Origin of the sequence: Pseudomonas sp. B6(2017) (genome assembly GCF_002112765.1) — a bacterium.
Classification (GTDB): domain Bacteria; phylum Pseudomonadota; class Gammaproteobacteria; order Pseudomonadales; family Pseudomonadaceae; genus Aquipseudomonas; species Aquipseudomonas piscis.
The window spans coordinates 337,965-364,133 of sequence record NZ_NEIQ01000007.1 but is presented as its reverse complement, the minus strand read 5'-3'; the positions used below and the strand labels follow the sequence as shown (position 1 = coordinate 364,133).

Below are 26,169 nucleotides of genomic sequence, written 5' to 3'. Positions count from 1 at the left end.
AACGAGCAGACCAAGCCGATCGGCCAGATCTCCCTGGCCAGCTTCACCAACGAACAGGGCCTGCAGCCGATCGGTGGTACCCAGTGGAAGGAAACCTACTCCTCGGGCATCCCGGGTTATGACGCACCCAAGACCGGCACCTTGGGCGCGATCCAGTCCAACTCCCTGGAAGAGTCCAACGTCAACCTGACCAACGAGCTGGTGAACCTGATCAAGGCCCAGAGCAACTACCAGGCGAACGCCAAGACCATCTCCACCCAGAGCACCATCATGCAGACCATCATCCAGATGACCTGATGCCACTCTGGCGTGTTGGACAAGAAGCCCCTCTCTGAGGGGCTTTTTTATGCCTGTTCGCCGCTGGCTGGTCTTTGCGGGGGTGGCCCGGAGTGCGGGCGTGCGTCAGGCAGGGGGCTGGAGTTGTTCGCGAGGCCGCTAGCGCGGAGTTTGTCGCGGGCAAAAGAAAACCCCCGATACACCAGGGGCGTATCGGGGGTTGGCACAGGCGCCAATGAAGGCGCCTGTCTGCTCAGCTTATTGGCAAGCTTCGCAATCCGGCTCGTCGATGGCGCAAGCCTTCGGTACCGGGGCAGGACCGGCAGGGGCTGCCAGGACCGAGCTGTCACCGTGGTCGCCGCCGCTGGAAACAGCGTTCAGCTTGCCGGTGTTGATGGTGGACTTCTCGGTGCTGGTGGCGGCCAGTGCACGGAGGTAGTAAGTGGTTTTCAGGCCACGGTACCAGGCCATGCGGTAGGTCACGTCCAGCTTCTTGCCCGAAGCGCCGGCGATGTACAGGTTCAGCGACTGGGCCTGGTCGATCCACTTCTGGCGACGGGAGGCGGCATCGACGATCCACTTGGTCTCGACTTCGAACGCGGTGGCGTACAGGTCCTTCAGTTCTTGCGGGATACGCTCGATCTGCTGTACCGAGCCGTCGTAGTACTTCAGGTCGTTGATCATGACCGAGTCCCACAGGCCGCGAGCCTTGAGGTCGCGTACCAGGTACGGGTTGATCACGGTGAACTCGCCCGACAGGTTCGATTTCACGTACAGGTTCTGGTAGGTCGGCTCGATCGACTGCGATACGCCAGTGATGTTGGCGATGGTCGCGGTTGGCGCGATGGCCATGATGTTCGAGTTGCGGATGCCTTTCTTCACGCGTTCGCGGATCGGTGCCCAGTCCAGGGACTCTTCCAGGTTGACGTCGATGTACTTCTGGCCGCGGGCCTCGATCAGGATCTGCTGGCTGTCCAGCGGCAGGATGCCCTTGGACCACAGCGAGCCGTCGAAGGTCTGGTAGGCGCCGCGCTCATCGGCCAGGTCGCAGGAAGCCTGGATGGCGTAGTAGCTGACTGCTTCCATCGACTTGTCGGCGAAGTTCACAGCGGCGTCGGAGCCATACGGGATGTGCTGCAGGTACAGCGCGTCCTGGAAACCCATGATGCCCAGGCCCACTGGACGGTGCTTGAAGTTCGAGTTCTGCGCTTGCGGCACCGAGTAGTAGTTGATGTCGATCACGTTGTCGAGCATGCGCACGGCGGTCTTGACGGTGCGTGCCAGCTTGGCGGTATCCAGCTTGCCGTCGACGATGTGGTTCGGCAGGTTGATCGAGCCCAGGTTGCAGACGGCGATCTCGTCCTTGTTGGTGTTCAGGGTGATCTCGGTGCACAGGTTCGAGCTGTGGACCACGCCCACGTGCTGCTGCGGCGAGCGCAGGTTGCATGGGTCCTTGAAGGTCAGCCATGGGTGGCCGGTCTCGAACAGCATCGACAGCATCTTGCGCCACAGGTCTTTGGCCTGGATGGTCTTGAATACCTTGATCTTGTTGTACTCGGTCAGGGCTTCGTAGTACTCGTAGCGCTCTTCGAAGGCCTTGCCGGTCAGGTCGTGCAGGTCAGGCACTTCCGATGGCGAGAACAGGGTCCACTTGCCGTCGTCGAAGACGCGCTTCATGAACAGATCCGGGATCCAGTTGGCGGTGTTCATGTCGTGGGTGCGGCGACGGTCGTCACCGGTGTTCTTGCGCAGCTCGAGGAATTCCTCGATGTCCAGGTGCCAGGTTTCCAGGTAGGCGCAGACCGCTCCCTTGCGCTTGCCGCCCTGGTTGACCGCGACGGCGGTGTCGTTGACCACTTTCAGGAATGGCACGACGCCTTGGGACTTGCCGTTGGTGCCCTTGATGTACGAGCCCAGGGCGCGTACCGGGGTCCAGTCGTTGCCCAGGCCGCCGGCGAATTTCGACAGCATGGCGTTGTCGTGGATGGCGCCGTAGATGCCCGACAGGTCATCCGGAACCGTGGTCAGGTAGCAGCTGGACAGCTGCGGGCGCAGGGTACCGGCGTTGAACAGGGTCGGGGTCGAAGCCATGTAGTCGAAGGACGACAACAGGTTGTAGAACTCGATGGCGCGGTCTTCGCGTTGTTTTTCTTCGATCGCCAGGCCCATGGCCACGCGCATGAAGAAGATCTGAGGCAGTTCGAAGCGCACGCCATCCTTGTGGATGAAGTAGCGGTCGTACAGGGTCTGCAGGCCCAGGTAGGTGAACTGCTGGTCACGCTCGTGGTTGATGGCCTTGCCCAGTTTCTCCAGGTCGAATTCGGCCAGTACCGGGTTCAGCAGTTCGAACTCCACGCCCTTGGCGACGTAGGCCGGCAGGGCCTTGGCGTACAGGTCGGCCATCTCGTGGTGGGTGGCGCTTTCGGCGACGCCCAGGAAGCCCAGGGCTTCGGCGCGCAGGGTGTCCATCAGCAGGCGGGCGGTGACGAACGAGTAGTTGGGCTCGCGCTCCACCAGGGTGCGGGCGGTCATCACCAGGGCGGTGTTGACGTCCTTGATGGCCACGCCGTCGTACAGGTTCTTCAGGGTTTCGCGCTGGATCAGGTCGCCGTCGACTTCTTCCAGGCCTTCGCAGGCTTCGCTGACGATGGTGCCCAGGCGGCCCATGTCCAGGGGCGCGAAGCTGCCGTCGGCGCGGGTGATGCGGATCGAAGGGTGGGCGTTCACCGGCTCTTCGCTGCTGGAACGGGTGGCGCGTTCCTTGGCACGGGAGTCGCGATAGATCACGTAGTCGCGGGCGACTTTCTGTTCGCCGGCGCGCATCAGGGCCAGTTCGACCTGGTCCTGGATCTCTTCGATATGGATGGTGCCGCCCGAAGGCATGCGACGCTTGAAGGTGGCAGTGACCTGTTCGGTCAGGCGCGCCACGGTGTCGTGGATTCGCGACGAGGCGGCAGCGGTGCCGCCTTCAACTGCGAGGAACGCTTTGGTGATAGCGACGGTGATCTTGTCGTCGGTGTAGGGAACGACAGTGCCGTTACGCTTGATCACGCGCAGTTGGCCAGGTGCGGTAGCAGACAGATCCAGGTTGGAATCGCCGGCCTGCGGCGCATGGGCCTGCGGGTTCTCGCGAGTTGTGTCGGTTTGCATGGGTGTCTCCACGTTCTCTATGTTTATTTGGGCACCAAGAAGGTGCCCACCGTTCCGTCCAGAAGCACTGCAGCCGGCACAGGCCGGCATGACGACTTCGGAACAGTTCAGGAAGGGGGGCTTTTGGCGCCGCTTCCATGCCGAAGTCCTGGGTGCCGGGCATGGGCTCCGACACCTTGTTCCTGGGTGGCAGTCTGTTGCTGCAACACCCGTACCGTCTTCTCCTGGGCAGGGTGGAAAACGGTGCCATCCGCACGCGCGGTGTTGGTCTTCTAAAACAGCGATTGGTTCCACCAAACGGGCGCAAGAAAAGCGCTTGAGTTTCTTGTCTGAATTGTGTTTGGTTTTTTGGGTAAAACCCTAGATATAGGGTTTTTTTGCCGCCGGGCTACAAGATAATGCGTTTGGGGGGTGGTTGCAACGTACGGCCTGTGGATAAGTTTGTGCGTAAAGTGTGCATGGACTGGGTAAAACTCTCGCAGCCCGCAGTCCCGCTGCATGGAACCGTTTGTCACTGTTTTTTACCTGCAAAAATTGCCCGGGGACGGATTTTTGCGGGCGCGAACCCTATCACAAAAAACCGTCCTGTCCGAGCCGTTTCAGTGGCTTGTATGAAGGCCTGCGGCGGTTGCTACAATCCGTCGCGATCCACCGCGCAAGGCGCCTCCTTCAGGGCCGGTTATCGGCCTTTTTCATGACAGAAGGATGTACGCGTTCGGTTGCGCCCAATGCTGGCAACAAAAAACAAGAAGAGGTCGAGCGTGGAGCAAGAAGCCTGGCAGGTACTGATTGTCGAGGATGACCAGCGTCTGGCTGAGTTGACCCGGGAATATCTGGAGAGCAACGGATTGCGGGTGGCGATCGAGGGCAACGGCGCCCTGGCCGCCGCGCGGATCATCGCCGAGCAGCCGGACCTGGTGATCCTCGACCTGATGCTGCCGGGGGAAGACGGCCTGAGCATCTGCCGCAAGGTCCGCGCCCGCTACGACGGGCCGATCCTCATGCTCACCGCGCGCACCGACGACATGGACCAGGTCATGGGCCTGGACCTGGGGGCCGATGACTATGTCTGCAAGCCGGTGCGCCCGCGCTTGCTGCTGGCGCGGATCCAGGCCCTGCTACGGCGCAGCGAGGCGCCGGAGCCTGCCCAGGAGAAGACCCGGCGCCTGCAGTTCGGTCCCCTGGTAGTGGACAACGCCCTGCGCGAGGCCTGGTTGTGCGATGCCGGGATCGAGCTCACCAGCGCCGAGTTCGACCTGCTGTGGCTGCTGGTGGCCAATGCCGGGCGAATCCTGTCCCGCGAGGAAATCTTCACGGCCTTGCGCGGTATCGGTTATGACGGCCAGGACCGCTCCATCGACGTACGTATCTCCCGCATCCGCCCCAAGATCGGCGACGACCCGGAGCATCCGCGGCTGATCAAGACCATCCGCAGCAAGGGGTACCTGTTCGTGCCCGAAGCCGCTGCCGACATGCCATCGTGAACTCGATCTTCCTGCGTATCTACGGCGGCATGTGCGCCGCCCTGGTCCTGGTGGCGCTGCTGGGGGTGCTGGCCCTGCACTTGCTCAACCAGGTGCGTAGCGAGCAATACCGCGAGCGCCTGGCCCATGGCACTTTCTCCCTGATGGCCGACAACCTGCAGCCGATGAGCGAGATCGAGCGTCGCCGGGCCCTGGCCGTCTGGGAGCGGCTGCTGGGCATTCCCCTGAGCCTCAAGACTTTCAACCAGACCGACCTGGATAGCAGCCAGCGTGGCCGGGTGCTGCGCGGCCAGGCCCTGGTGGAGCAGACCGGCCCGTTCGCGGCCCGGGTCTACCGCCTGGTCAGCGACAAGGAACAACTGCTGCTCAGCGCCGAGGTCCAGCAGATCAGCGAGCAACTGGCCCGGGCCACCATCTATCTGCTGGCGGACGAGTTGGTACGCTATCCCGTGGCCGAGCAGCCCCAGCGCCTGGCGGCGTTGAAGCAGGACAAGGGGTTCGGCTTCGACATGCACTTGTCGACCCTGGATGCCACCGACATGGACGATGACCAGCGCCGCCGGGTCGCCGAAGGCGATACCGTGATGGCGCTGGGCAAGGGGGGAGATTCGATCCGGGTGTTCGCCGGGCTGGTGGGTACGCCCTGGGTGCTGGAGATAGGCCCGCTGTACCAGATGAATCCCTATCCGCCGCAGTGGCTGGTATTGATCGCGGTGCTGGGCTTGAGCCTGATCGGCTTGATCGTCTATCTGCTGGTGCGCCAGCTGGAGCGCCGGGTCAATGGCCTGGAGGCCGCTGCCACGCGTATCGCCAAGGGCAGCCTGGAAGTCCGGGTGCCGGCCAGGGGCGCGGATTCGGTAGGGCGCCTGGCGGCGGCCTTCAACGACATGGCCGAACACCTGCAGCGGTTGCTGGCGATCCAGCGCGAGCTGGTACGTGCTGTATCCCATGAGTTGCGGACCCCGGTGGCGCGCCTGCGTTTCGGTCTGGAGATGATTGCCACCGCGAGTACCGACCAGGCACGGCACAAGCATCTGGACGGCATGGACAACGACATCCAGGACCTCGACCGGCTGGTGGACGAGATGCTCACCTATGCTCGCCTGGAGCAGGGTTCGCCGGCCCTGAACTTCCAGCGGGTCGACCTGGACGCCCTGATCAACCAGGTGATCGGCGAACTGGCGCCGTTGCGCGCCAACCTCCAGGTCCAGCGTGGCCTGTGCCTGTCGGCCGCCGATTGCGATGGTGCCTGGGTCGAGGCCGAGCCGCGTTACCTGCACCGCGCGCTGCAGAACCTGGTGGGCAACGCCATGCGGCATGCCGAGTCCCAGGTGACCGTCAGCTACCAGGTGGGCCAGTCGCGCTGTCGGGTGGATGTGGAGGACGATGGCCCTGGAGTGCCCGAGAGCGCCTGGGAGAAAATCTTCACGCCATTCCTGCGCCTGGATGACAGTCGGACCCGGGCGTCCGGCGGCCATGGATTGGGGCTGTCGATCGTGCGGCGGATCATCTACTGGCACGGTGGCCGGGCACTGATCGGTCGCAGCAAGAGCCTGGGCGGCGCCTGCTTCAGCCTCAGCTGGCCACGGCAGCAGGAGCCGCGCTAAGGCTCAGGCGGGAATGGCCACGAGGCTCAGGACCTGCCCGTCCTCGACGGTGAACTGGCCGTCGAGCTCGCGACCCTGGTGCCACTCCTCGGACAACTCGGTCAGCAAGCGCAGGCGCACTTGACCATCGAGGTTCCACTCCAGCACCTCGGCATGCTCGAAATAGAAATTCTTGCGCACCAGCGGGTACAGGGTCTTGTACAGGCTTTCCTTGATCGAGAAGGTCAGGGTCACCGCCAGGGCGTGCAGTTCGTCTGGTAGCTGGTCGCGGCGCTGCAGCTCGGCGGGGGTCAGGATATGTCCTGCCAGGTTGGCCGAGCGTTCTCTCTCGAGCATCACTTCCAGGTCCATGCCCAGGGCTCGCCAATGCTGTTTATCGGCGACGATGGCCGCGGCGCGGCCGGTACTGTGGGTGATCGAGCCGCAGATATGCTCCGGCCAAACCGGTGCACGGTCATCGCCGATCGCCGGTACCCAGTCCAGTCCTTGCAATTGCCACAAGGCGTTCCGGGCGCATAGGCGCCCGGCGAGGAACTCGGCCTGGCGCTTGGCCACCGAGCGCTGGATGTTCGCTGGGGCCTCGATGCCGCTGCGCTGGAAGTCGTCGGCAGCCAACTGCTTGGAGTCGAACCGGGTACTGAGCAAGAGGGTATTGGGCAAGGCCTCCGGCAGGGGCCAGGAAGCTTGCGGGACGGTACAGCAGGCGGGGAGGAGTCGGCGTTCGTTCATGGTCGCTAGTGTGCCGGGTTGCGCCCAGGGAAGGTAGTCATGCGCTCTATATAAAGAGAGCCGGCTGGCGCTGCGAACAGTTGCCGGGCGCAATGCCTTGGGGCGCGCCGGTTCAGGAAAGGTTAAGGGGATGTTCAGTGGGAGTTCAGGGCGGGACGTTTACTCTTGCGCCTTACCTAAACGTCAATAGCGCAAAGGAAGTTTCCTATGACTTCGTTGAAAAAACTGCTGCTGGCCTTTACCGTTCTCGGTGCCAGCGCTGCCGCCCAGGCCGCTGACAGCAACTTCGCCAGCCTGTCCTTCGGCCAGACCAGCGACAAGATCAAGAAATCCGGTTCGCTCAACAACAATCTCGGCCATCCGAATACCGATGGCGTGATCGGCAAGGACAACACCTGGGGGCTGCGGGTTGGTCAGCAGAATGACCAGGGCCGCTACTACGCTACCTACGACTACGTTTCCGGCTCGCACAATGGCATTAAACTGCGTCAGCAGAACCTGCTGGGCAGTTATGACCGGTTCCTGCCGGTGACCAGCAGCACCCGGCTGTTCGGCGGCGCCAGTGCCGGCCTGACCAAGCTGACCCAGAAGTCCCCTGGGTTCAGCCATGACAGCGATATCGGTTATGCGCTGGGGGGGCAGGCCGGTGTCCTGCAGCAGGTTTCACAAAATGCCTCGGTGGAGCTCGGCTATCGGTACCTGCGCAGCAATGCCGGAACCCAGATGAGCGAGCGGGGCGGTGGCAAGCAGGGTTCGCTGAGTCTCACCAGCAGCGCCCAGACCTATCTCTCGGCCAACTACGCTTTCTGAAGCGGCCGGGCTTGAACCACGCCGGACCTTGCCTTGGGCACGGTCCGGCGTTGGCGTATTAATCATCTGGGCGCAGGAGTGCCCCGCAGACGTCGAATTTTGCCTGGGAGAGCATTATGAAATTGCTGGTCGTCGAGGATGAGGCGCTGTTGCGTCATCACTTGCAAACCCGCCTTACCGACAGCGGTCATGTCGTCGAGTCCGTGGCCAATGCCGAAGAGGCGCTGTACCAGACCGAGCAGTTCAACCACGACCTGGCGGTGATCGACCTGGGCCTGCCTGGCATGGGCGGGCTGGATCTGATCCGGCAGCTGCGCGCCCGGGGCAAGACGTTCCCGATCCTCATCCTCACGGCCCGTGGCAACTGGCAGGACAAGGTCGAGGGCCTGGCCACCGGCGCCGACGACTATGTGGTCAAGCCATTCCAGTTCGAGGAGCTGGAAGCCCGGCTCAATGCGTTGCTGCGGCGCTCCAGCGGTTTCACCCAGTCGACCATAGTCGCCGGCCCACTGCTGCTGGACCTCAATCGCAAGCAGGCGTCCCTGGACGAGCAGCCCCTGGCCCTGACGGCCTACGAATACCGGATCCTCGAATACCTGATGCGCCATCACCAGCAAGTAGTGGCCAAGGACCGGCTGATGGAGCAGTTGTATCCGGACGATGACGAGCGCGACCCGAATGTCATCGAGGTGCTGGTGGGGCGGTTGCGGCGCAAGCTTGAAGCGCCGTCGGGCTTCAAGCCGATCGACACGGTGCGCGGCCTGGGCTATCTGTTCAATGAGCGCTGCCGATGATTCGTTCGCTACGCCTGCGCTTGATGTTGGCCGCAACCATCCTCGCGGTCCTGTTCATGCTGGCCTTGCTGCCAGCCATGCAGGGCGCTTTCAGCCTGGCCCTGCAAGACTCCATCGAGCAGCGCCTGGCTTCGGACGTCACCACCCTGATCTCGGCTGCGCGCATCGAGGACAACCGCTTGCAAATGCCGGCGCAATTGCCCGACGAGCGTTTCAATCTCGCCGATAGTCGGCTGCTGGGCTACATCTACGATCGCGAGGGGCACCTGGTCTGGCGTTCCCGGGCTACCCAGGAAGAGAACATCAACTACCGGCCGCGCTACGACGGACGTGGCAACGAGTTCGCCCGGATCCGCGAGGCCAATGGCCAGGAGTTCTTCGTCTACGACGTCGAGATCAAGCTGCTGGGAGGCAAGAGCGCGGCGTTCAGCATCGTCGCCTTGCAGCCGGTGCGCGAGTACCAGCAGACCCTGGAAGGGGTGCGCGAGAACCTCTACCTGGGCTTCGGTGCGGCGTTGCTGGTGCTGCTGGCGCTGCTCTGGCTGGGCTTGACCTGGGGATTGCAGGCGCTGCGACGCCTGAGCCAGGAGCTGGACCAGATCGAGAGCGGCACCCGCCAGAGCCTGAGCGAGGAACATCCGCGCGAGCTGCTGCGCCTGACGGGGTCGCTCAACCGCCTGCTGCAAAGCGAGCGCGACCAGCGTAGCCGCTATCGGGACTCCCTGGACGATCTGGCCCACAGCCTCAAGACCCCGCTGACGGTATTGCAAGGGGTCAGCGAGGACATGGCCCTGCGGCCCCAGGATCGTGAGCAGGCCTGGGTCCTGCAAACCCAGATCGAACGCATGAGCCAGCAGATCAGCTACCAGCTGCAGCGAGCCAGCCTGCGCAAGAGCGGCCTGGTGCGCCACCAGGTACGCCTGCGGCCATTGTTGCAGAGCCTGTGCGACACCCTGGACAAGGTCTATCGCGACAAGCAGGTACGGGTCTCGTTCGACCTGCCCGAGCGCTGCTACTTGCCGATCGAGCACGGTGCCTTGCTGGAGCTGCTGGGCAACCTGCTGGAAAACGCCTACCGCCTGTGCCTGGGGTCGGTGCGCATCAGCGTGCGCGAGAGCCTCGATGGTTCCGAGTTGTGCGTGGAGGACGACGGGCCGGGAGTGCCGCCGGACCAGCGGGCACGGATCCTCCAGCGTGGCGAGCGCCTGGATCGCCAGCATCCGGGGCAGGGCATCGGCCTGGCGGTGGTCAAGGACATCATCGAAAGCTACGGCGCGCGCCTGGCCCTGGGGGATTCGGCCCTGGGCGGGGCGGCCTTCCGGATTCACTTCCCGGTCCTTTAGCGTGGTTGCTCACTGGGTCCGGGCGCGATAGGCGCCCGGGGTCAGCCCGGTCCATTTCTTGAAGGCCCGATGGAAGGCCGATGGTTCGGAAAACCCCAGTTGTTCGGCGATCTGTTGCAACGACAGGTCGGCGCGCCCCAGGTGATAGATGGCGATATCGCGCCGCAGCTCGTCCTTGAGTTCCTGGAAGCTCAAGCCTTCTTCCCGTAGATGCCGGCGCAGGGTCTGGGGGCTGACGTGCATGTGCTGGGCGACGCTTTCCAGGTCCGGCCAGTGTTCGCGATCGCGGGCCAGCAGGCGGCGCAGCTGGCTGGCGAGGCTGTCGCCTTCATCGGGGCGCGACAGCAGGTCGGCGGGGGAGCGTTCGAGAAAGTGCTTGAGGGTCCGTTCATCCTGCAGCAAGGGCATGCCCAGGTAGCGGCTGTGGAACAGCAAGCTGCTGTGGGGCTGGTCGAACTGCAGCGGGCAGGGGAAGAGCAAGTCGTATTCCGCCCCGTGTTCAGGGCGCGGATAGCTGAAGCAAGCTTGTTCCAGGCGGACTCGCTGGCCGATCAGCCAGCTGCCCAGCCGGTGCCAGATCACCAGCAGGCATTCGCTGAGAAAGTGCTCGGGGTCCCAGAGGGCGGAGTCGTCCAGGCTCAGGCGGGCCATGTCTCCTTCACGCGTCAGGCTCAGCCGCGGGGCCTGCGGGAATAGGCTATAAAACAGTAATCCGCGATGGAGTGCCTTCTCCAGGGTGCGGCAGTGGATCAGGGCGTGGCACATCATGGCGAAGGTCCCGGGTTTGCTCGGTCCATCGCCGAACCCCAGGTATTCGTCGTCCATTTCCAGCCATAGCTGTTGCAGCAGCTGGGTGAACTGCTCGGGAGCGATGCGGGCCCTGGGCTGGTGCAGTAACTCGGGGCTGATGCCCAGGCGCTGCAGCAGCGGCAGGTAGTCATAGCCGCGACGATGCGCGCCGCCGAGGGCGGCCCGGGCAAAGTGGCTGGCGATAGTACGTTCGCGCATGCAGGCAGGTCCGTCCATTGAGTGGCGGATATTAGCCAGCACCTCGATGAGGGAACAAGGCGGATATCCGCCAAATTGTAGGACGAGAATCGACGAGTGGGCGGAAATCCGCCAAGTTCATCGTTGCTCACTGGAAACGGAGTTCGGTTCTAACCCCTTGTTTTAAAAGGCTTGTATGGATTTTTTACAAGGTGGCACGGGCCTTGCGATAGAGCCTGCAGATCTGCCTGTACGCAGCTCGACACAACAAATCCCTCCAGCGCAGGAGGGTTCGCACTTTAGGCACCGCATGCCGTGATGGAAGCAGCATGCCGGGGCTCTTGAGGAACTTTGCAATGACGACTCGTCAGCCACTGTACAAATCCCTGTATTTCCAGGTGATCGTTGCCATCGCCATCGGCATCCTGCTCGGTCACTTCTATCCCCAGGCGGGCGTGGCCCTCAAGCCCTTGGGTGACGGCTTCATCAAACTGATCAAGATGGTCATCGCGCCGATCATTTTCTGCACCGTGGTGAGTGGTATCGCCGGCATGCAGAACATGAAGTCGGTGGGCAAGACCGGTGGCTACGCGCTGCTGTACTTCGAAATCGTTTCCACCATCGCCCTGCTGATCGGCCTGGTGGTGGTCAACGTCGTGCAGCCGGGCGCCGGCATGCATATCGACGCCTCGACCCTGGACGCCTCGAAAGTCGCCGCCTACGTGACTGCCGGTAGCGAGCAGAGCGTCGTCGCCTTCATTCTCAACGTCATCCCGGCGACCATCGTCGGTGCCTTTGCCAACGGCGACATCCTGCAAGTGCTGATGTTCTCGGTGATCTTCGGTTTCGCCCTGCATCGCCTGGGCGCCTACGGCAAGCCGATCCTGGACTTCATCGACCGCTTCGCCCATGTGATGTTCAACATCATCAACATGATCATGAAGCTGGCTCCCCTGGGCGCGCTGGGTGCCATGGCGTTCACCATCGGCGCCTACGGCGTGGGTTCGCTGGTGCAACTGGGCCAGCTGATGATCTGCTTCTACATCACCTGCGTGCTGTTCGTGCTGGTGGTCCTGGGCGCCATCTGCCGTGCCCACGGCTTCAGCGTGATCAAGCTGATCCGCTACATCCGTGAGGAACTGCTGATCGTACTGGGCACTTCCTCCTCGGAGTCGGCGCTGCCACGCATGCTGATCAAGATGGAGCGCCTGGGCGCCAAGAAGTCGGTGGTCGGCCTGGTGATCCCTACCGGTTACTCCTTCAACCTGGACGGCACCTCGATCTACCTGACCATGGCCGCGGTGTTCATCGCCCAGGCCACCGACAGCCACATGGACATCACCCACCAGATCACCCTGCTGTTGGTGTTGCTGCTGTCCTCCAAGGGTGCTGCCGGCGTCACCGGTAGCGGCTTCATCGTCCTGGCGGCCACCCTGTCGGCCGTGGGCCACCTGCCAGTGGCCGGCCTGGCGCTGATCCTCGGCATCGACCGCTTCATGTCCGAAGCCCGTGCCCTGACCAACCTGGTGGGCAACGCCGTGGCCACCTTGGTGGTCGCCAAGTGGGTCAAGGAGCTGGACGAAGACCAGCTGCAAGCCGAGCTGGCATCCGGTGGCCGGGCGATCATCGATACCCGCGAAACCGACGACCTGGGCGTGGCCGAAGGCCCGGCGCCAAGCGTCAAGTAAGCTGCGTTGTCCATGAAAAACCCGCTTCGGCGGGTTTTTTATTGCCCGGGACTTGAGCGCAACGGTCATTGCCGCTGACCGTTGCGGTGATTGGCGGACGTGCCGCGGCTGCCTACTCTGTGGGCAGTCGATCAGAAGGAGAGGCACATGCAAGGGCCGTTGGCGTCACTCAAGGTACTGGATTTCTCCACCCTGCTGCCGGGGCCGTTCGCTTCGCTGCTGCTGGCGGACATGGGCGCGCAGGTGCTGCGCATCGAGTCACCGACCCGCATGGACTTGCTGCGGGTCCTGCCGCCCCACGACCAGGGCGTATCGGCCAGCCATGCCTACCTCAACCGCAACAAGCGCAGCCTGGCCCTGGACCTGAAGCGACCTGAAGCCCTGGAAGTGGTACGGCAACTGGTGCAGGACTACGACATCGTCCTCGAGCAGTTCCGCCCGGGAGTGATGGAGCGCCTGGGGCTGGGCTACGAGGCCTTGAAGGCGATCAACCCGGGTCTGATCTACGTGTCCATCACCGGCTACGGCCAGACCGGCCCCTACAAGGACCGCGCCGGGCACGACATCAACTACCTGGCCCTGGCCGGCCTGGCCAGCCAGACCGGCCGCCGGGAACAAGGGCCGTTGCCCCTGGGGATCCAGGCGGCGGACATCGCCGGCGGTTCCCTGCACGGGGTGATCGGCCTGCTGGCCGCGGTGATCGCCCGCCAGCACAACGGCCAGGGCCAGCACCTGGACGTGAGCATGACCGATTGCGTGTTCAGCCTCCACGCCATGGCCGGTGCCGGCTACCTGGCTTGTGGGGTGGAGCCCGGCATGGAGCAGCAAGTGCTCAACGGTGGCAGTTTCTATGACTACTACCGTACCCGCGACGGGCGCTGGTTGTCGGTGGGCAGCCTGGAGCCGGGGTTCATGCAGCAGTTGTGCGCGGCCCTGGGGCGGCCGGAGCTGGCGGCCCAGGGGCTGTCGCCTGTTCCCGAACAGCAGCAAGCCCTCAAGCAGGCCCTGCAGGTCGAATTCGAGAAGCATGATTTTGCCAAGTTGTGCCGCCTGTTCGAGGGCCTGGATGCCTGTGTCGAGCCGGTTCTGGGCCTGGCCGAGGCCTTGGAGCATCCACAATTGCAGGCGCGCCAGCTGGTCAGCCAGGTGCCCCGCGAGGACGGCAGCCGGCAGGCGCAGATCGCTTGTCCGCTGAAGTTTTCCGCGGGCCTGCCCGAGCCGCGACATGTCGGTGCAAGGCTGGGGGCCCATTCCGCCGAGGTGTTGGCGGAGCTGGGATACGACGCCGAGCGGATCGAGGCATTGCGACGCGACCGGGTGATCGCCTAGGGGCAGGTCATTCGACCCGGGTTTCGCCGCTGTAGACCAGCGTCTGCCGGCAGCTCCTGCACAGGTAGCGCCGCCCCTGGGCCACCAGCTTGTGGCGCTGGGCGGAAAACGGAAAATCGCTCTGGGCGCAGGGGCAGCGGTAGATATAGCGGGTCACGCTGCGCCGCTGCACCTCGTAGGTATGGCAGCGATTGGGCGGCAGTTCGTAGACCCCGCGCATGATCAACTGCCACTCCTCGCCGTGGGGCTGGATGCGGTCGCCGAACAGCTGGTGGGCGATCAGGTGCGCCACTTCGTGGGCCACGGTCTGCTTGAGGAAGTCCTCGGTGTTCTCCCGGTACAGCTGCGGGTTGAAGCGCAGCAGGTTCTCGTGCAGGTGGGCGACCCCGGCTTTCTGGCCACGCAACTTGAGGCTGACCACTGGGCGCTTGAAGGGACGTTTGAAAAAGGATTCAGCGAGTAGGAAACAGTCTTCGACGCGGGTATTGAGTTGCTCGGGCATGCTTGGCGGTTCTCCAGAGCGCTCGAGTATGCCGCAAAGGCCGCTGAATCCGAACCGCCCAGCCGCCCAATGGTCATCCCCGGAAAGAGGAAGGCCGCCTTGCGGCGGCCTGTATTGGCAGACAGAGGATTATTATTGGCGCGGCGTCAGTTGGTGTAGATGGGGCCGACGCCCAGGCCCCAGACGATGACGGTGAACGCCATGATCGCCACCAGCACCACCAATCCCACCGCCAGTACCGAGCTGGAGAACAGGAAACCTTCATCGGACGGGATGTTCATGAAGGTCGGCAGCCCGACGTAGAGCAGGTAGACCGTGTAGCAGATGGCCGCCGTGCCGACGATCATGCCCAGCCACATGTGTGGATAGAGCGCCGCCAGGCCGCCGACGAACAACGGGGTCGCGGTATAGGTGGCGAAGGCTACGCAGCGGGCCAGGCTCGGATTGGCGTCGTAGGTGCGGGCCATCCAGTGGATGAAGCCGCCCATGACCCCGACACCGCCGAGCATGGCCAGGTACGACAGGATGGTCATCCACAGGGCGCTTTCACTGGTCAACATCACCGGCGCGCGACTGCCGATGACCCAGCCGACCTGGGTGGTACCGATGAAGGCCGAGATGGCGGGGATCGCCGCCAGGATCAACGTGTGGGTGAGGTACATGTGGCTGATGCTTTCTTCGGCATCGCCACGGATGTCTCGCCATTCCTGATCGGGGTGGGTGAAGAGTCCTACGACATGATGAATCATGGTCAGTCACTCCTTTGTTGTTACCATCGCCCCCCAGCGGAGCGCTACAACCACGTGGCACAGTGCAGGTCTGTATGTGCGACCTTATGTCGCAGTATAGGGAGGAGTTGTCGCCAGATGTACGCCTCTTTAGAGCAAATTGCGCTGTAAAAACCTGGGCTAATCGCCAGGACCTCTGTCACTTTGGACTCGGTGGCCGCTGCTCGGCAGCGCTTTCGCGGGGCGGGTGTTTTTGCGTAAAATGTCCGGCTTTTCGTCACACACCTCGCGGATTCCAAGCGCCATGGGCACTCTTACGGTCAACCAGAACAAACTGCAGAAACGCCTTCGCCGGCAGGCGGGCGAAGCGGTCGCCGATTTCAACATGATCGAAGATGGCGACAAGGTCATGGTCTGCCTGTCCGGCGGCAAGGACAGCTACACCATGCTCGACGTGCTGCTGCACCTGCAGAAGGTGGCCCCGATCAAGTTCGAGATCGTCGCGGTGAACATGGACCAGAAGCAGCCTGGCTTCCCCGAGCACGTACTGCCGGCCTACCTCAAGGAACTGGGGATCGAGTACCACATCGTCGAGAAGGACACCTACTCGGTGGTCAAGGAGCTGGTGCCGGAAGGCAAGACTACCTGCTCGCTGTGCTCGCGCCTGCGTCGGGGCACCCTGTACACCTTCGCCGACGAGATCGGCGCGACCAAGATGGCCCTGGGTCACCATCGCGACGACATAGTCGAGACCTTCTTCCTCAACATGTTCTACAACGGCTCGCTCAAGGCCATGCCTCCCAAGTTGTTGGCCGACGATGGGCGTAACGTGGTGATCCGTCCGCTGGCCTACTGCAGCGAGAAGGACATCCAGGCCTATTCCGACCTCAAGCAGTTCCCGATCATCCCCTGCAACCTCTGTGGTTCCCAGGAGAACCTGCAGCGCCAGGTGGTCAAGGAAATGCTCCAGGAGTGGGAGCGCAAGAGCCCGGGTCGGACCGAGAGCATCTTCCGCGGCCTGCAGAACGTCATCCCGTCCCAGCTGGCGGACCGCAACCTGTTCGACTTCACCAGCCTGCGTATCGATGAAAGCGCCACGCCGCGCTTCGTCAACGTAGTGAATCTCTAAGCCCGGGAGTTTGCCGCGCCGCTCATTGCCGGCGCGGCGCGCTGTTTCATTCCGTGGCGGGATGGGGAATGAACGCCAGGTTGCCTTCCGCGGGTTTGCCGGCCAGCCGTTCGCCATTGGTCGGTTGGGTCCTGATCACCTGGTGATCGTCACCCAGGTACTCCAGCAACTGCGGGCCTTTGTTGTCCTGTGCCACGAAGATCAGGGTGCGCTGGGGGTCCCAGTGCTGGCCGCTGGTGCGCTCCAGCCAGGCCATGAAGTCGGCGCTGGTGCCGCGCTTCGGGAAATCCTGGTTCCCGGGCACGTAGTAGAACGGCGCCCCCTGGTTCTGCACGTACATCGGCAGCTTGTTGTCGACCTCCACCATCACCATTCGCCATTGGTTCCAGGGAGCTATCCGGCTGGCCTCGGCCTTGACCTGCGCGGCGAAACCGAGCACTCCGCCACCGCCGTTGCTCCAGGGGTAGGCCAGCCCCAGCACCAACAGCATCACCATGGCGGCGCTGGCCAATCCCAGGTTCCAGCCGCGACTGCGCTCCCGGCCGAGGTCCCGTGCCAGCTCCAGTCGTCGGGACAGCCACCAGGCACCCAGCAACTGGGCGAAGGGCACCAGGGGCAGGACGTAGTAGCTGCGCCGGCTGCCGCTGGCGGTGAAAAACAGGAACAGCAAGCCCAGGGCCCAGACCAGCCAGCGTTCGTTGGCGTGCAACTGGCGCCAATGCCGGGTTGCGACCCAGAGCCCGAGGATCCAGCAAGGGGCCCAGGGCAAAGTGTAGAGCGGCAGGTACACCAGGTAGGTGTAGATCGGCCCGACATGGTCGAACGGTTCGAAGAAGCGGACGACGTTCTCGCGAAATACCAGGCTCAGGCCGCTTTCTCCGGAATGCGGCGTGCCATATAGATGCGAGAGCAGGAACGGCACCATGTACAAGGCACCGGCCAGCAGTATTGCCAGGGCCAGGCGCAGGTTGAGGTGGCGCTTCCAGCGCCCCTGGGCCAGCAGATGCGGCAGCAGGATCAGGCCTGGCAGGACAAAGCCGATCAACCCCTTGAGCAGTGAGGTGATCGCCAAAATCAGGAAGAACACCGTGTAGCGGCCCAGGCGGGTATCTTCCGGGCCCCGCCAGTACCACCACACCGCGGCTAGCACCCCGCACACGGTGAGAATGTCGGCGGTGGCGACCCGGGCCCAGAAGATGAAATAGAAGGTGGTGGCCAGCATCCAGCCGGCGATCAGGCCCGTGCCCTTGCGCAACAGCTGCTCGCCCAGCCGGTACACCAGCCAGATGCTCAGCCAGGCGGCCAGTACCGAGGACAATCGTAGCGACCAATGTCCCAGGCCTCCGGTCAGCCAGGTGCTGGCGACGATCAGCCAGTAGGAGGGCAGGGGTTTGTCGTAATAGGGACTGCCCTTGAGATAGGGATCGAAGTAATCGCCGCTCTGCAGCATCTGCAGCACGATGTTGGCCCAGCGGGTTTCCGGGCCCCATAGTTCGCGCGAGCCCAGGCCGAGCAGCAGGATCAGGGTGGACACGCCGAGCAGCAGGGCCAGGGCCTTGCGTTCGTTGCTGTGGGTCTTCATCGGTGGGATTTCCGTGGACAGGATCGAGGAAGAGGCGGTCCATCGCCGTCGCACGTGTAAAACGCCAGCGTTGGACTGGGCCGACGCTGACGTTGTCAGCAGGTATCAGGGTGCGCGGATCAGGGCTGGGTTGCCGGCAGGATCAGGATCACCAGGTTGCCCTTCGTATAGCGCTTGCCGCCTGGCGGCAGCAGCGCCAGCTCCTGGTTTTCCACCACATCCTTGACCCGCATGACCACCCCGACCGATCCCTGGCTGCGCGCCGCTTCCATCCACTGGCCGACGTTCTCCATGCTGACCTTGCGCTGGATCGAATCGGCGTATGCCAGGCCGTACTTCAGTTCGCTCTCGGTGTTGTACAGCGCCACCTCCGGGCGTTGCAGGCGCCAGGCCAAGGCCGATGCCGTGCCCAGGTCATTGCTCAACAGGGTCTTGCTTTGTTGCAGCTCCACAAGGTGTTCCTTGATGAACTGGTCGGGCATTTCCTTGTGGACGATCATCGCCGGCATGCCCGCCGGTAGCAGCGCCACCAGCAGCCAGATACCCAGGGCCGGTGCCGCCCAGTATTGCAGCGGTTTGGAGACGGGCAGCAGGTTGGCGATGATCCAGCCCATGAGCATGATGAACACCAGGGACAGGCCGAGCATTTCATCGTGGCCGTACACCGGCCGGGTGATCTGCAGGACCAGCAGCCCCACCAGGGCGCCAACGCCGATCGCCAGGTTGAGCAGGGCGTTGAGGCGGATCCCCCGGCCCTGGCCGGCGTTGATGCGCTCCACCAGGGCATGGCCCATGAGCACGGCCAGGGGCAGCAAGCACGGCATGATGTAGGTCGGCAGCTTGCCTCGACTCAGGCTGAAGAACGCCAGCGGCAGGATCATCCACAGCAGGAGGAAGCCCGTGGCGGCCTGGCGCTTGTCCTTCCAGGCCTGGAGCAGGGTGCCGGGCAGCAGGGCCGCCCACGGCAGGCTCGAAACCACCAGGATCGGCAAGTAGAACCACCATGGGCGGGTGTGCTGGGCGTTCTCGGCGGCAAAGCGGCGGATATGTTCATGCCAGAAGAAAAAACGCCAGAAGTCCGGTTCCTGGGCATGGATGCTCAGCACCCAGGGCAGGCTGATGAGCACCGCCACCAGCACCGCCACCAGGCCGTAGCGCAACAGTTGGCCGAGGCGGCGCTGCCAGAGCGCGTAGGGTAGGGCGATCAGCACCGGTAGCAGCCAGGCCAGAAAGCCCTTGGTCATGAACCCCATGCCACAGGCTGCGCCCAGGGCAGCCCAAGCCAGGAGGCGGGCGCGCACGGTTTGGCTGTGCAGGGCGAACCACAACGCCACCAGGCTCAGGTTGACCCACAAGGTGAACTGCGGGTCGAGGTTGGAATACCCGGCCTGGCCGGCCACCAGGCCGAAGCTCATGTACAGCAAGGCTGCGGTGAAACTCTTGCGTGGGTCGCTCCACATCCGGCGGGTGACCAGGTAGGCCAGTACCACGCTCAGGCCAGTGCTCACGGCGGAAGCGATACGCACGCCGAACAGGTTGTCGCCGAAGATGGCCTGGCCGATGGCGATCATCCAGTAGCCGGCAATGGGTTTTTCGAAGTAGCGGATGCCCATGAAGTGCGGTGCGACCCAATCGCCGCTCTGCAGCATTTCCTGGCTGATCTGCGCGTAGCGGGTTTCATCCGGGATCCACAAGCCATGGCCGGTCAGTGGCAGCAGGTAGAACAAGCCGAAGGCCAGCAAAAGAAAGAGCAGCCCCCAGCGTTGCAGGATGTCGGTCGTACTTGCACCCACGGTGTAGCCGACCGGCGTAGTGCTTGTTCCATAAGCCTGGGGTGGCAAGGTGCGGTGCATTGGTGTCCTCTAAGTCATCTGCTGGAAGCTGGGGCGTTACTTGTATCGAATGCAGCCGATAAAGCATTACTAGTTAGCAAGCTCAGTATTTTTAGCTCGCAAAGAGTCCCAGGTGGCCGTCTTTATAGCTGTGACGTGGTCCTGTTACTGGTGCGGTGCTTTTATAAGTAGCGCGATAGTTTCTTCTATTAGTACAAGTTCTATCGAAGTCAACTTGCTCAAGCGTCTAGTGTGTCTTTGCGTTGAGTGAAATCTGTTGGGGTGTTGTAAAAAAGAGTTATAGCTTGGCTGCCTCCGGTCCAAGTGCCTGTTGCCAGTCCTCGACCTTGATGCTGCCAAGTATCTGCAACGTGCCATCGCTGTTCAGGGTGACGAACAGCGAACTGTTGTACTGACTGTGGGGGGCATGCTCGAAGCCCAGTTGGCTCTCCAGGTCGCTGATGCAATCGCTGTGGGTGACCAGCACCAGGTTGCGTCGCGCAGCCTTGTGCGCCTTGATCGTTTCGCCAAGCTGGCTACCGCAACTGAGCAGCCAGTCCTGGGTTTTCGCGGGCTGGCCGAACATGAATTCCGCGGTTTGCCGGGTGCGGGTGGCGGGGCTGCTGAGGACATCGGTAGAGTCCATGCCCAGGACCTGGAATGCCCGGCCCAGCCTCCTGGACATGCTGCTTCCGGCCAATGTGATGCCATCTCCAGGCCCTACGCAGGGAGTAGGCGAACGGTCGCAGCGTTCGGCATGGCGCACCAGGGCGATCACTTCGCCGCTGTTCCAATGACGGTACATGCCTGCGCTTTCCATCTGGTTGGCGGCTCCCAGGTCCAGGGGCGCGCCAGGCCAGAGCACGAAGCCGCTGACCAGGATTGCCAAGACTGCCACACTGGCCCATGCCATGGCCTTGCGGAATCGGTTTGGACGCGAGGCCTCGGTGCCCGTGCCGGATTTAGCAGTGTCGATCACTTCGCTTACCTGAACTGTTCTGGAAGAGGGCTTGTCATTCGGGTTGGAGCTGATGTTCTGAAAAGACCGGTAACGGGACCTGTGCTGCAACTGCTTGCCAATCTAGAGCGTGCCGGGTTAGCGAAGGGTGAAAGCAATGTGAAAAAAACGAATGGATCACGATCATTATTTTAAAAGCCGACAGCCTTTGTTCAGCTTGTTGGCCTGATCAATGCCTCGTAGTTCGTTTGTACATGGCTAATGATTGCAGAATGTCGATTCCACCAAGCCTTTGCTGATTGTTTTTAATCGTATGGAAAGTTCAGGCGGACTTTATCCGATCGCAAACAGCGAGTGAGAAATCCCCGCGTTTAGTTCAGCTTATTGTCAGCTTGCGTAGTCGGTTGGGCGAAAGTGAGGAAGATCTCCCTGCCCGTTGCAGGCAGGGAGATGCTCTGGAAGTGGACAGGGATCAGTGGTTGACGGTGTAGGCCAGCATCGCCGACAGCTGGCACAGCGGACGGCCGCTCTCTTGCTGCCACTGATTGAACACCGCTTGTACCAGGGCCTGGTCGCGTTTGCTGCTGGGTACCTTGTCGACAATGCGCTGGGCATTGAGGGCTGCCACCACGTCCTGGGAAGGAATGAAGGTGTCCTTGCCCACCATGCGCAGGAAGCGCGGCGCCGAGAGGCCGCCCAGCTGGTTGCCGTGCTTGGCCAGGTACTGCCAGAGGCCGGTGATGTCCTGGGCCGGCCAGTCGGCGATGAAGCTGCCGAAGCTGCCGTGCTGCTGCTCCACGTCGAGGATCATCTGGGCATTGCGCGGGACGCTCTTGAGCTTGCCCAGGTGGCGAATGATCCGCGTGTCCTGCATCAGCCGCTCCAGGTGCTCGGCCCCCATCAGCACCACTTTGTGGGGGTCGAAGCCGAAGAACACTTGTTCGAAGACTGGCCACTTGGCGTCAACCAGGCTGTGCTTCAGGCCGGCGCGAAAGACCCGCAGGGCCAGCAGCGACAGGTAGCGATCGGCCCCCAGGGTGCGCAGGTAGTCGTCGCTGGTCGGAGTCGGCAGCCGCGCCTCCAGGGCTGCGGCGGAGCCGAAGCGGTTGAGACAGTATTCATTCAGCCATTTGTAATCGTGCATGCCTGCTCCGGTCGGATCGGGAGTGTCGGTCAGAAGGTCCGTTGTGCAAGGTGGGGGCGGCTGGCATGGATGCAAGCCCCGGCATCTTGCGATGGGGGCTTGCATCTTGCCTCAGGCCGGGGTGGCGCCTTCGCCGGCCAGCCGGCGGTTGAGCTGGAAGCGCCAGCGCACGTACAGCAGCGAGGAAGTGAACACCGCGAGGCTGGCGAACATTTCCAGCAGGCCGAACAACTGGCGGTTCGGGTCATAGGCCGCCAGCGCGCCCTTGATGAAGTACAGGTTGACCACGAAACACATCCAGGAGTGCCCGCGGGCGCTGCCACTGAGCATGCCGGGCGCCATCAGCAACAGGGGCACCAGCTCGATCAGCAGGATCACCCAGGGCCGGGCGCCGTGCAGGTCGGCGACCAGCAGGTAATAGATGCACAGCAGGCCCACCAGGGCGAAGAAACACATAAGACTAAGGGCCCGGGCCACTCGCACCCGGGGTTGTAGCCAGTGGATCTCGGGCAGGATCTTAGGCTTCTTGGCCACGGCCGTTCTCCAGTCGCTGGGCGGTCTTGGCCAGGCGCAGGCCCAAGGCCCGGCACAGAGCGATCTCGTGCTGGTCCAGCGGGCTCTTGCCATCCGCGCCGGCATGGTGGCTGGCGCCGTAGGGGGTGCCGCCGCCCTGGGTCTCCAGCAGCGCCGATTCGCTGTAGGGCAAGCCGGTGATCAACATGCCGTGGTGCAGCAAGGGCAGCATCATCGACAGCAGGGTGGCTTCCTGGCCGCCATGCAGGCTGGCGGTGGAGGTGAACACGCCAGCGGGCTTGCCCACCAGGGCGCCGGTCAGCCACAGGTTGCTGGTACCGTCGAGGAAGTACTTGAGCGGCGCCGCCATGTTGCCGAAACGGGTCGGGCTGCCCATGGCCAGGCCGGCGCAGTTCTTCAGGTCGTCGAGGCTGGCATACAGCGCACCGCTGTCGGGGATGGCCGGGGCCACGGCTTCGCATTCGGCGGAAATGGCCGGGACGGTACGCAGGCGGGCTTCCAGGCCGGCTTGCTCGATGCCTCGGGCGATCTGCCGGGCCATCTCGCTGGTGGAGCCATTGCGGCTGTAGTACAGCACCAGGATGTACGGCGTGCTCAAGGCAGGATCTCCAGCACGTTTTCCGGTGGTCGGCCAATGACGGCCTTGTCACCGGCTTCCAGAACCGGGCGCTCCATCAGCTTGGGGTGCTGGGCGATGGCAGCGATCAACTGCTCTTCGCTGAGGCTGGTGTCTGCCAGCCCGAGCTCCTTGTACTCGTCTTCGCCGGTGCGCAGCAACTGACGGGCGCCGATGCCGAGCTTGCCCAGGAGGCTGCGCAGTTGGGCGGCGTCCAGTGGGGTTTCCAGGTAGCGGACCACAGTCGGGGCCAGGCCGCGTTGTTCCAGCAGCTCCAGTGCGGCACGGGATTTCGAGCAGCGCGGGTTGTGATAAAGCGTCAGGTCGGTCATGTGCGGGTCGCATCTTGCGTAAGGTGGCGGCTATTCTAACCGCGCGACGGGCTCTGCTGAACCTCGAGAGTCGTTCGGTCGCAGCGGCCATGGGTGGCCGTGGATCATCCAAGACACTTTCAAAGACGGGAAAACAGGCATGGCAAGGCAATTGGCAGCGGCATTGGCGATCATCACGACCCTATTGCTGGGCGGTTGTGGCAATGACTACGGGGTCGACCAGTATGGCCGCAAAGTCGCCTCCGAACGCCTCGACAAGCAGTGGCTGGTGCTCAACTACTGGGCCGAATGGTGTGGTCCGTGCCGGACCGAGGTGCCCGAGCTGAACGCCCTGGACGAGCAGCTCAAGGGGCAGTCGGTGACGGTATTGGGGGTCAACTTCGACAACGTGCAGGGCGAGGAGCTCAAGAGCGCCAGCGAGAAGCTGGGGATCAAGTTCACCGTGCTGGCCCAGGATCCTTCGCCGATCTTCGACCTGCCACGCACCGAGGCGCTGCCGGTGACCTACATCATCGACGACCAGGGCAAGGTGCGGGAGCAACTGCTGGGTGAACAGACCGCGGCAGGGGTATTGGCGAAACTGCAGGCCCTGCGCGGTCATTGATGAGGGGCGCCGTGGCCACCCGGTGGCCACGGCGCAGGACAGTCAGCCTTCTTCCAGCCACCAGCGCAGCGGCTTGCCTTCGGCAGGCCAGAAGCGTACCTGCTCGATGGGCGAGATATCCCAGCGTTCGACGGTCTCCAGGGCCTGGAGGAAGCGTCGTTCCTGTTCCATCAGGGCCGGGGCACAGAGCTTGCGGGTGCTGCCCACCTTGCCGAAGCTGAGCTTCTGGCCATCCAGGGTATAAGGGGCGAACCAGTGGTTGCAGCCGCCATTGCCGTAGGCGCGGCCATCCTCGCCCAGGGTGATGGTCAGGTGGCTGTAGTCGATGAGCGGACGCTCACCGATCCATTCCAGGATATAGCTGCGGTCTTGCTTGAGCTGCAGCGGCTCGGCGGCGCAGCCCAGCAGGCCAGCGCCCAGTGCCAGGACCAGCGCCAGGCGTTTCATTGCGCCGCCTGGCGGCATCGAGGGCACAGGTGGCGCTCGCCTTCGCTGCTCCAGCCGAGTTCGGCGATCCGTGCGCTGGCGGCGGGTTGGCGCGCCTTTTCGCCAAGCTTGGCATCCACCGCGAATTCGAAGTCCAACTGGGTGGCGCAGCTATCGCAGTTGACCTGCCATTGGTGGATGGCCAGTTCGCCGAAGACCGGGCCGCTGGCGACCGCGACCCATTGGCCGACCGGGTTGATCAGGTGGCGAACGGTGTCCACCGTCAGGCGCATGGACAAGTCCTTGCTGCCCTTGAGGGTGACCAGCAGCACGTCGCTGGCGCGGATCGAGCCACCGTTGCCGGTGACTTGATAGCGGCCCGGCACCAGTGCGCGGCATTCGATCAGGGTGTGTTGCGGGCTCATCAGGGTGTAGCGGAAATCGTGTTCGACCATGGGTCCTCCAAATCTGCCGCGTATGCTAGCACGGGCCCCGGCGCCACAGGGCGCGGGCTGGCGACCTTCGATCAGCCCGTGCGCGGCGCTCAGTCATGGACCAGGTTCTGTGGCTGGCCGGCGAACCAACTGGCGATGTTGTGCAAGGTGGTGTCGGCGATCGCCGCCAGGGCCTCGCGGGTCAGGAAGGCCTGGTGGGCGGTCACTATCACGTTGGGGAAGGTCAGCAATCGCGCCAGTACATCATCCTGCAAGGGCAGGTCGGAGCGGTCCTCGAAGAACAGCTGGGCTTCTTCTTCATAGACGTCCAGCCCTAGGTAGCCCAGTTGGCCATTCTTCAGGGCGTCGATCAGCGCCGGGGTGTCCACCAGGCCGCCGCGACCGGTGTTGATCAGCATCGCCCCGGGCTGCATCCGGGCCAGGCTCTGCTGGTTGATCAGGTAGCGGCTGTCGTCGGTCAGGGGACAGTGCAGGCTGATGATCTGCGACTGCTCCAGCAGTTCCGCCAGGCTCAAGTAGCGGGCCCCCAAGGCCTGCACGGCCGGATTCGGATAAGGATCATGGGCCAGCAGCTGGCAGCCGAAGCCGGCCATGATGCGGGCGAAGGTGGCGCCGATCTGCCCGGTGCCGACGATGCCCACGGTCTTGCCCACCAGGTCGAAGCCGGTCAGGCCGTGCAGGCTGAAGTCACCTTCGCGGGTGCGGTTGTAGGCCCGGTGCAAGCGGCGGTTGAGTGCCAGGATCAGGGCCACGGCATGTTCGGCCACGGCGTGGGGCGAGTAGGCCGGGACTCGGACCACGTCCAGGCCCAGGCGCTTGGCCGCCGCCAGGTCGACGTGGTTGTAGCCGGCCGAGCGCAGGGCGATCAGACGGGTGCCGCCGGCCGCCAGGCGCTCGAGCACCGGTGCGCCCAGATCGTCGTTGATGAAGGCACAGACCACTTCATGGCTCTCGGCCAGGGCCGCGGTGTCCAGGCTCAGGCGGGCAGCCTGGAACTGCAGCTCCAGGCCCTGGGGCAGGCGGGCGCCGAGAAAACTCTCGCGATCGTAGTTCTGGCTGCTGAAAAGAATCGTACGCATGGCTGCATCCTTGTTCGGGGAGGGCGCCCAGGATGGGGCCTGGGCGCTGGG

25 protein-coding genes are annotated in these 26,169 nt (G+C 63.4%); 10 read left to right on the top strand and 15 right to left on the bottom strand.

Annotated elements, in window-relative coordinates; translation table 11 throughout:
• On the top strand, window positions 1–297 hold a 297-nt coding region (locus CAG11_RS14705), incomplete at its 5' end, for a flagellar hook-basal body complex protein (RefSeq protein WP_143494587.1).
• Between the two features lie 237 nt (window positions 298–534).
• Here CAG11_RS14705 and CAG11_RS14700 read toward each other — a convergent pair.
• A complete protein-coding gene (locus CAG11_RS14700) occupies window positions 535–3,426 on the bottom strand; it encodes a ribonucleoside-diphosphate reductase subunit alpha (protein WP_085596880.1) in 2,892 nt (963 codons plus the stop codon).
• A gap of 761 nt (window positions 3,427–4,187) precedes the next feature.
• On the opposite strand from CAG11_RS14700, the gene CAG11_RS14695 reads away from it, so the two are divergent.
• Together CAG11_RS14695 and CAG11_RS14690 are read left to right on the top strand one after the other, a co-directional pair.
• The gene (locus CAG11_RS14695) at window positions 4,188–4,910 is read left to right on the top strand and encodes a response regulator (protein ID WP_085596879.1); all 723 of its coding nucleotides are present in this window, start codon (window positions 4,188–4,190) and stop codon (window positions 4,908–4,910) included.
• Window positions 4,907–6,517 carry an ATP-binding protein gene (locus CAG11_RS14690; protein ID WP_085596878.1) on the top strand — a complete coding sequence of 537 codons (1,611 nt, stop codon included), beginning with the start codon at window positions 4,907–4,909 and terminating at the stop codon, window positions 6,515–6,517. The genes CAG11_RS14695 and CAG11_RS14690 overlap by 4 nt, the downstream gene beginning before the upstream one ends.
• A gap of 3 nt (window positions 6,518–6,520) precedes the next feature.
• Here the strand turns inward: CAG11_RS14690 and CAG11_RS14685 are convergent, their stop codons facing one another.
• The gene (locus CAG11_RS14685; protein ID WP_085596877.1) at window positions 6,521–7,246 is read right to left on the bottom strand and encodes a 4'-phosphopantetheinyl transferase; all 726 of its coding nucleotides are present in this window, start codon (window positions 7,244–7,246) and stop codon (window positions 6,521–6,523) included.
• 207 nt (window positions 7,247–7,453) lie between these two features.
• On the opposite strand from CAG11_RS14685, the gene CAG11_RS14680 reads away from it, so the two are divergent.
• The 3 genes from CAG11_RS14680 (at window position 7,454) to CAG11_RS14670 (ending at window position 10,193) form a co-directional block, all read left to right on the top strand.
• Complete coding sequence (locus CAG11_RS14680) at window positions 7,454–8,056, top strand: outer membrane beta-barrel protein (protein ID WP_085596876.1); 603 nt, start codon at window positions 7,454–7,456, stop codon at window positions 8,054–8,056.
• Between the two features lie 116 nt (window positions 8,057–8,172).
• Window positions 8,173–8,850, top strand: a complete 678-nt coding sequence (locus CAG11_RS14675) for a response regulator (RefSeq protein WP_022640261.1) — start codon at window positions 8,173–8,175, stop codon at window positions 8,848–8,850.
• Entirely contained in the window at window positions 8,847–10,193 is a 1,347-nt protein-coding gene (locus tag CAG11_RS14670) for an ATP-binding protein (RefSeq protein WP_085596875.1), read from the top strand. Before CAG11_RS14675 ends, CAG11_RS14670 begins: the two co-directional genes overlap by 4 nt.
• Window positions 10,194–10,202: 9 nt before the next feature.
• On the opposite strand, the gene CAG11_RS14665 is transcribed toward CAG11_RS14670, so the two are convergent.
• On the bottom strand, window positions 10,203–11,201 hold the full coding sequence (locus CAG11_RS14665; protein WP_085596874.1) for an AraC family transcriptional regulator: 999 nt from the start codon (window positions 11,199–11,201) through the stop codon (window positions 10,203–10,205).
• A 335-nt stretch (window positions 11,202–11,536) separates the two neighbouring features.
• On the opposite strand from CAG11_RS14665, the gene CAG11_RS14660 reads away from it, so the two are divergent.
• Complete coding sequence (locus tag CAG11_RS14660; RefSeq protein WP_022640258.1) at window positions 11,537–12,868, top strand: dicarboxylate/amino acid:cation symporter; 1,332 nt, start codon at window positions 11,537–11,539, stop codon at window positions 12,866–12,868.
• A gap of 147 nt (window positions 12,869–13,015) precedes the next feature.
• A complete protein-coding gene (locus CAG11_RS14655; protein ID WP_085596873.1) occupies window positions 13,016–14,197 on the top strand; it encodes a CaiB/BaiF CoA-transferase family protein in 1,182 nt (393 codons plus the stop codon).
• Between the two features lie 7 nt (window positions 14,198–14,204).
• Here CAG11_RS14655 and CAG11_RS14650 read toward each other — a convergent pair whose 3' ends face one another.
• Together CAG11_RS14650 and CAG11_RS14645 are read right to left on the bottom strand one after the other, a co-directional pair.
• A complete protein-coding gene (locus CAG11_RS14650; RefSeq protein WP_085596872.1) occupies window positions 14,205–14,699 on the bottom strand; it encodes a SprT family zinc-dependent metalloprotease in 495 nt (164 codons plus the stop codon).
• Window positions 14,700–14,845: 146 nt separating this feature from the next.
• A complete protein-coding gene (locus tag CAG11_RS14645) occupies window positions 14,846–15,448 on the bottom strand; it encodes a Yip1 family protein (RefSeq protein WP_085596871.1) in 603 nt (200 codons plus the stop codon).
• 283 nt (window positions 15,449–15,731) lie between these two features.
• Here CAG11_RS14645 and ttcA point away from each other — a divergent pair, with 283 nt between their 5' ends.
• Window positions 15,732–16,556: a tRNA 2-thiocytidine(32) synthetase TtcA gene (gene ttcA, locus CAG11_RS14640; RefSeq protein WP_022640254.1), complete on the top strand. Its 825-nt coding sequence runs from the start codon at window positions 15,732–15,734 to the stop codon at window positions 16,554–16,556.
• Between the two features lie 46 nt (window positions 16,557–16,602).
• Here the strand turns inward: ttcA and CAG11_RS14635 are convergent, their stop codons facing one another.
• From CAG11_RS14635 to arsC, 7 genes are all read right to left on the bottom strand, one after another.
• Window positions 16,603–18,138 (bottom strand): glycosyltransferase family 39 protein, encoded by a 1,536-nt coding sequence (locus CAG11_RS14635; protein ID WP_085596870.1) that lies wholly within the window; start codon window positions 18,136–18,138, stop codon window positions 16,603–16,605.
• Window positions 18,139–18,257: 119 nt separating this feature from the next.
• Window positions 18,258–19,991: a lipid IV(A) 4-amino-4-deoxy-L-arabinosyltransferase gene (gene arnT / locus CAG11_RS14630; RefSeq protein ID WP_085596869.1), complete on the bottom strand. Its 1,734-nt coding sequence runs from the start codon at window positions 19,989–19,991 to the stop codon at window positions 18,258–18,260.
• Between the two features lie 277 nt (window positions 19,992–20,268).
• Window positions 20,269–20,868, bottom strand: a complete 600-nt coding sequence (locus tag CAG11_RS14625) for a histidine phosphatase family protein (protein WP_256578571.1) — start codon at window positions 20,866–20,868, stop codon at window positions 20,269–20,271.
• A gap of 532 nt (window positions 20,869–21,400) precedes the next feature.
• Entirely contained in the window at window positions 21,401–22,072 is a 672-nt protein-coding gene (locus CAG11_RS14620) for a DNA-3-methyladenine glycosylase I (protein ID WP_085596867.1), read from the bottom strand.
• 111 nt (window positions 22,073–22,183) lie between these two features.
• Window positions 22,184–22,606: a DUF2069 domain-containing protein gene (locus CAG11_RS14615; protein WP_085596866.1), complete on the bottom strand. Its 423-nt coding sequence runs from the start codon at window positions 22,604–22,606 to the stop codon at window positions 22,184–22,186.
• Entirely contained in the window at window positions 22,590–23,204 is a 615-nt protein-coding gene (gene wrbA / locus CAG11_RS14610) for an NAD(P)H:quinone oxidoreductase (RefSeq protein ID WP_022640248.1), read from the bottom strand. The genes CAG11_RS14615 and wrbA overlap by 17 nt, the downstream gene beginning before the upstream one ends.
• A complete protein-coding gene (gene arsC / locus CAG11_RS14605) occupies window positions 23,201–23,554 on the bottom strand; it encodes an arsenate reductase (glutaredoxin) (RefSeq protein WP_085596865.1) in 354 nt (117 codons plus the stop codon). The genes wrbA and arsC overlap by 4 nt, the downstream gene beginning before the upstream one ends.
• Window positions 23,555–23,693: 139 nt before the next feature.
• Here arsC and CAG11_RS14600 point away from each other — a divergent pair, with 139 nt between their 5' ends.
• Window positions 23,694–24,158, top strand: coding sequence for a TlpA disulfide reductase family protein (locus CAG11_RS14600; protein WP_031320315.1), 465 nt, complete (start codon window positions 23,694–23,696; stop codon window positions 24,156–24,158).
• Window positions 24,159–24,200: 42 nt separating this feature from the next.
• On the opposite strand, the gene CAG11_RS14595 is transcribed toward CAG11_RS14600, so the two are convergent.
• The 3 genes from CAG11_RS14595 to CAG11_RS14585 all read right to left on the bottom strand — a co-directional run bounded on the left by CAG11_RS14595 (window position 24,201) and on the right by CAG11_RS14585 (window position 26,118).
• Window positions 24,201–24,605 carry an META domain-containing protein gene (locus CAG11_RS14595; protein ID WP_022640245.1) on the bottom strand — a complete coding sequence of 135 codons (405 nt, stop codon included), beginning with the start codon at window positions 24,603–24,605 and terminating at the stop codon, window positions 24,201–24,203.
• Window positions 24,602–25,039 (bottom strand): hypothetical protein, encoded by a 438-nt coding sequence (locus tag CAG11_RS14590; RefSeq protein ID WP_085596864.1) that lies wholly within the window; start codon window positions 25,037–25,039, stop codon window positions 24,602–24,604. The genes CAG11_RS14595 and CAG11_RS14590 overlap by 4 nt, the downstream gene beginning before the upstream one ends.
• 89 nt (window positions 25,040–25,128) lie before the next feature.
• Entirely contained in the window at window positions 25,129–26,118 is a 990-nt protein-coding gene (locus CAG11_RS14585; RefSeq protein WP_085596863.1) for a 2-hydroxyacid dehydrogenase, read from the bottom strand.
• Between the last annotated feature and the right edge of the window lie 51 nt (window positions 26,119–26,169).

Coding starts and splice junctions, on each gene's coding strand:
- CAG11_RS14650 (WP_085596872.1), bottom strand. CDS start 14,699: ATGCCCGAGCAACTCAATACCCGCGTCGAAGACTGTTTCCTACTCGCT.
- CAG11_RS14675 (WP_022640261.1), top strand. CDS start 8,173: ATGAAATTGCTGGTCGTCGAGGATGAGGCGCTGTTGCGTCATCACTTG.
- CAG11_RS14700 (WP_085596880.1), bottom strand. CDS start 3,426: ATGCAAACCGACACAACTCGCGAGAACCCGCAGGCCCATGCGCCGCAG.
- CAG11_RS14620 (WP_085596867.1), bottom strand. CDS start 22,072: ATGCACGATTACAAATGGCTGAATGAATACTGTCTCAACCGCTTCGGC.
- CAG11_RS14685 (WP_085596877.1), bottom strand. CDS start 7,246: ATGAACGAACGCCGACTCCTCCCCGCCTGCTGTACCGTCCCGCAAGCT.
- CAG11_RS14660 (WP_022640258.1), top strand. CDS start 11,537: ATGACGACTCGTCAGCCACTGTACAAATCCCTGTATTTCCAGGTGATC.
- CAG11_RS14585 (WP_085596863.1), bottom strand. CDS start 26,118: ATGCGTACGATTCTTTTCAGCAGCCAGAACTACGATCGCGAGAGTTTT.
- CAG11_RS14670 (WP_085596875.1), top strand. CDS start 8,847: ATGATTCGTTCGCTACGCCTGCGCTTGATGTTGGCCGCAACCATCCTC.
- arnT (WP_085596869.1), bottom strand. CDS start 19,991: ATGCACCGCACCTTGCCACCCCAGGCTTATGGAACAAGCACTACGCCG.
- CAG11_RS14590 (WP_085596864.1), bottom strand. CDS start 25,039: ATGGTCGAACACGATTTCCGCTACACCCTGATGAGCCCGCAACACACC.
- ttcA (WP_022640254.1), top strand. CDS start 15,732: ATGGGCACTCTTACGGTCAACCAGAACAAACTGCAGAAACGCCTTCGC.
- CAG11_RS14600 (WP_031320315.1), top strand. CDS start 23,694: ATGGCAAGGCAATTGGCAGCGGCATTGGCGATCATCACGACCCTATTG.
- CAG11_RS14680 (WP_085596876.1), top strand. CDS start 7,454: ATGACTTCGTTGAAAAAACTGCTGCTGGCCTTTACCGTTCTCGGTGCC.
- CAG11_RS14635 (WP_085596870.1), bottom strand. CDS start 18,138: ATGAAGACCCACAGCAACGAACGCAAGGCCCTGGCCCTGCTGCTCGGC.
- CAG11_RS14665 (WP_085596874.1), bottom strand. CDS start 11,201: ATGCGCGAACGTACTATCGCCAGCCACTTTGCCCGGGCCGCCCTCGGC.
- CAG11_RS14655 (WP_085596873.1), top strand. CDS start 13,016: ATGCAAGGGCCGTTGGCGTCACTCAAGGTACTGGATTTCTCCACCCTG.
- arsC (WP_085596865.1), bottom strand. CDS start 23,554: ATGACCGACCTGACGCTTTATCACAACCCGCGCTGCTCGAAATCCCGT.
- CAG11_RS14645 (WP_085596871.1), bottom strand. CDS start 15,448: ATGATTCATCATGTCGTAGGACTCTTCACCCACCCCGATCAGGAATGG.
- CAG11_RS14595 (WP_022640245.1), bottom strand. CDS start 24,605: ATGAAACGCCTGGCGCTGGTCCTGGCACTGGGCGCTGGCCTGCTGGGC.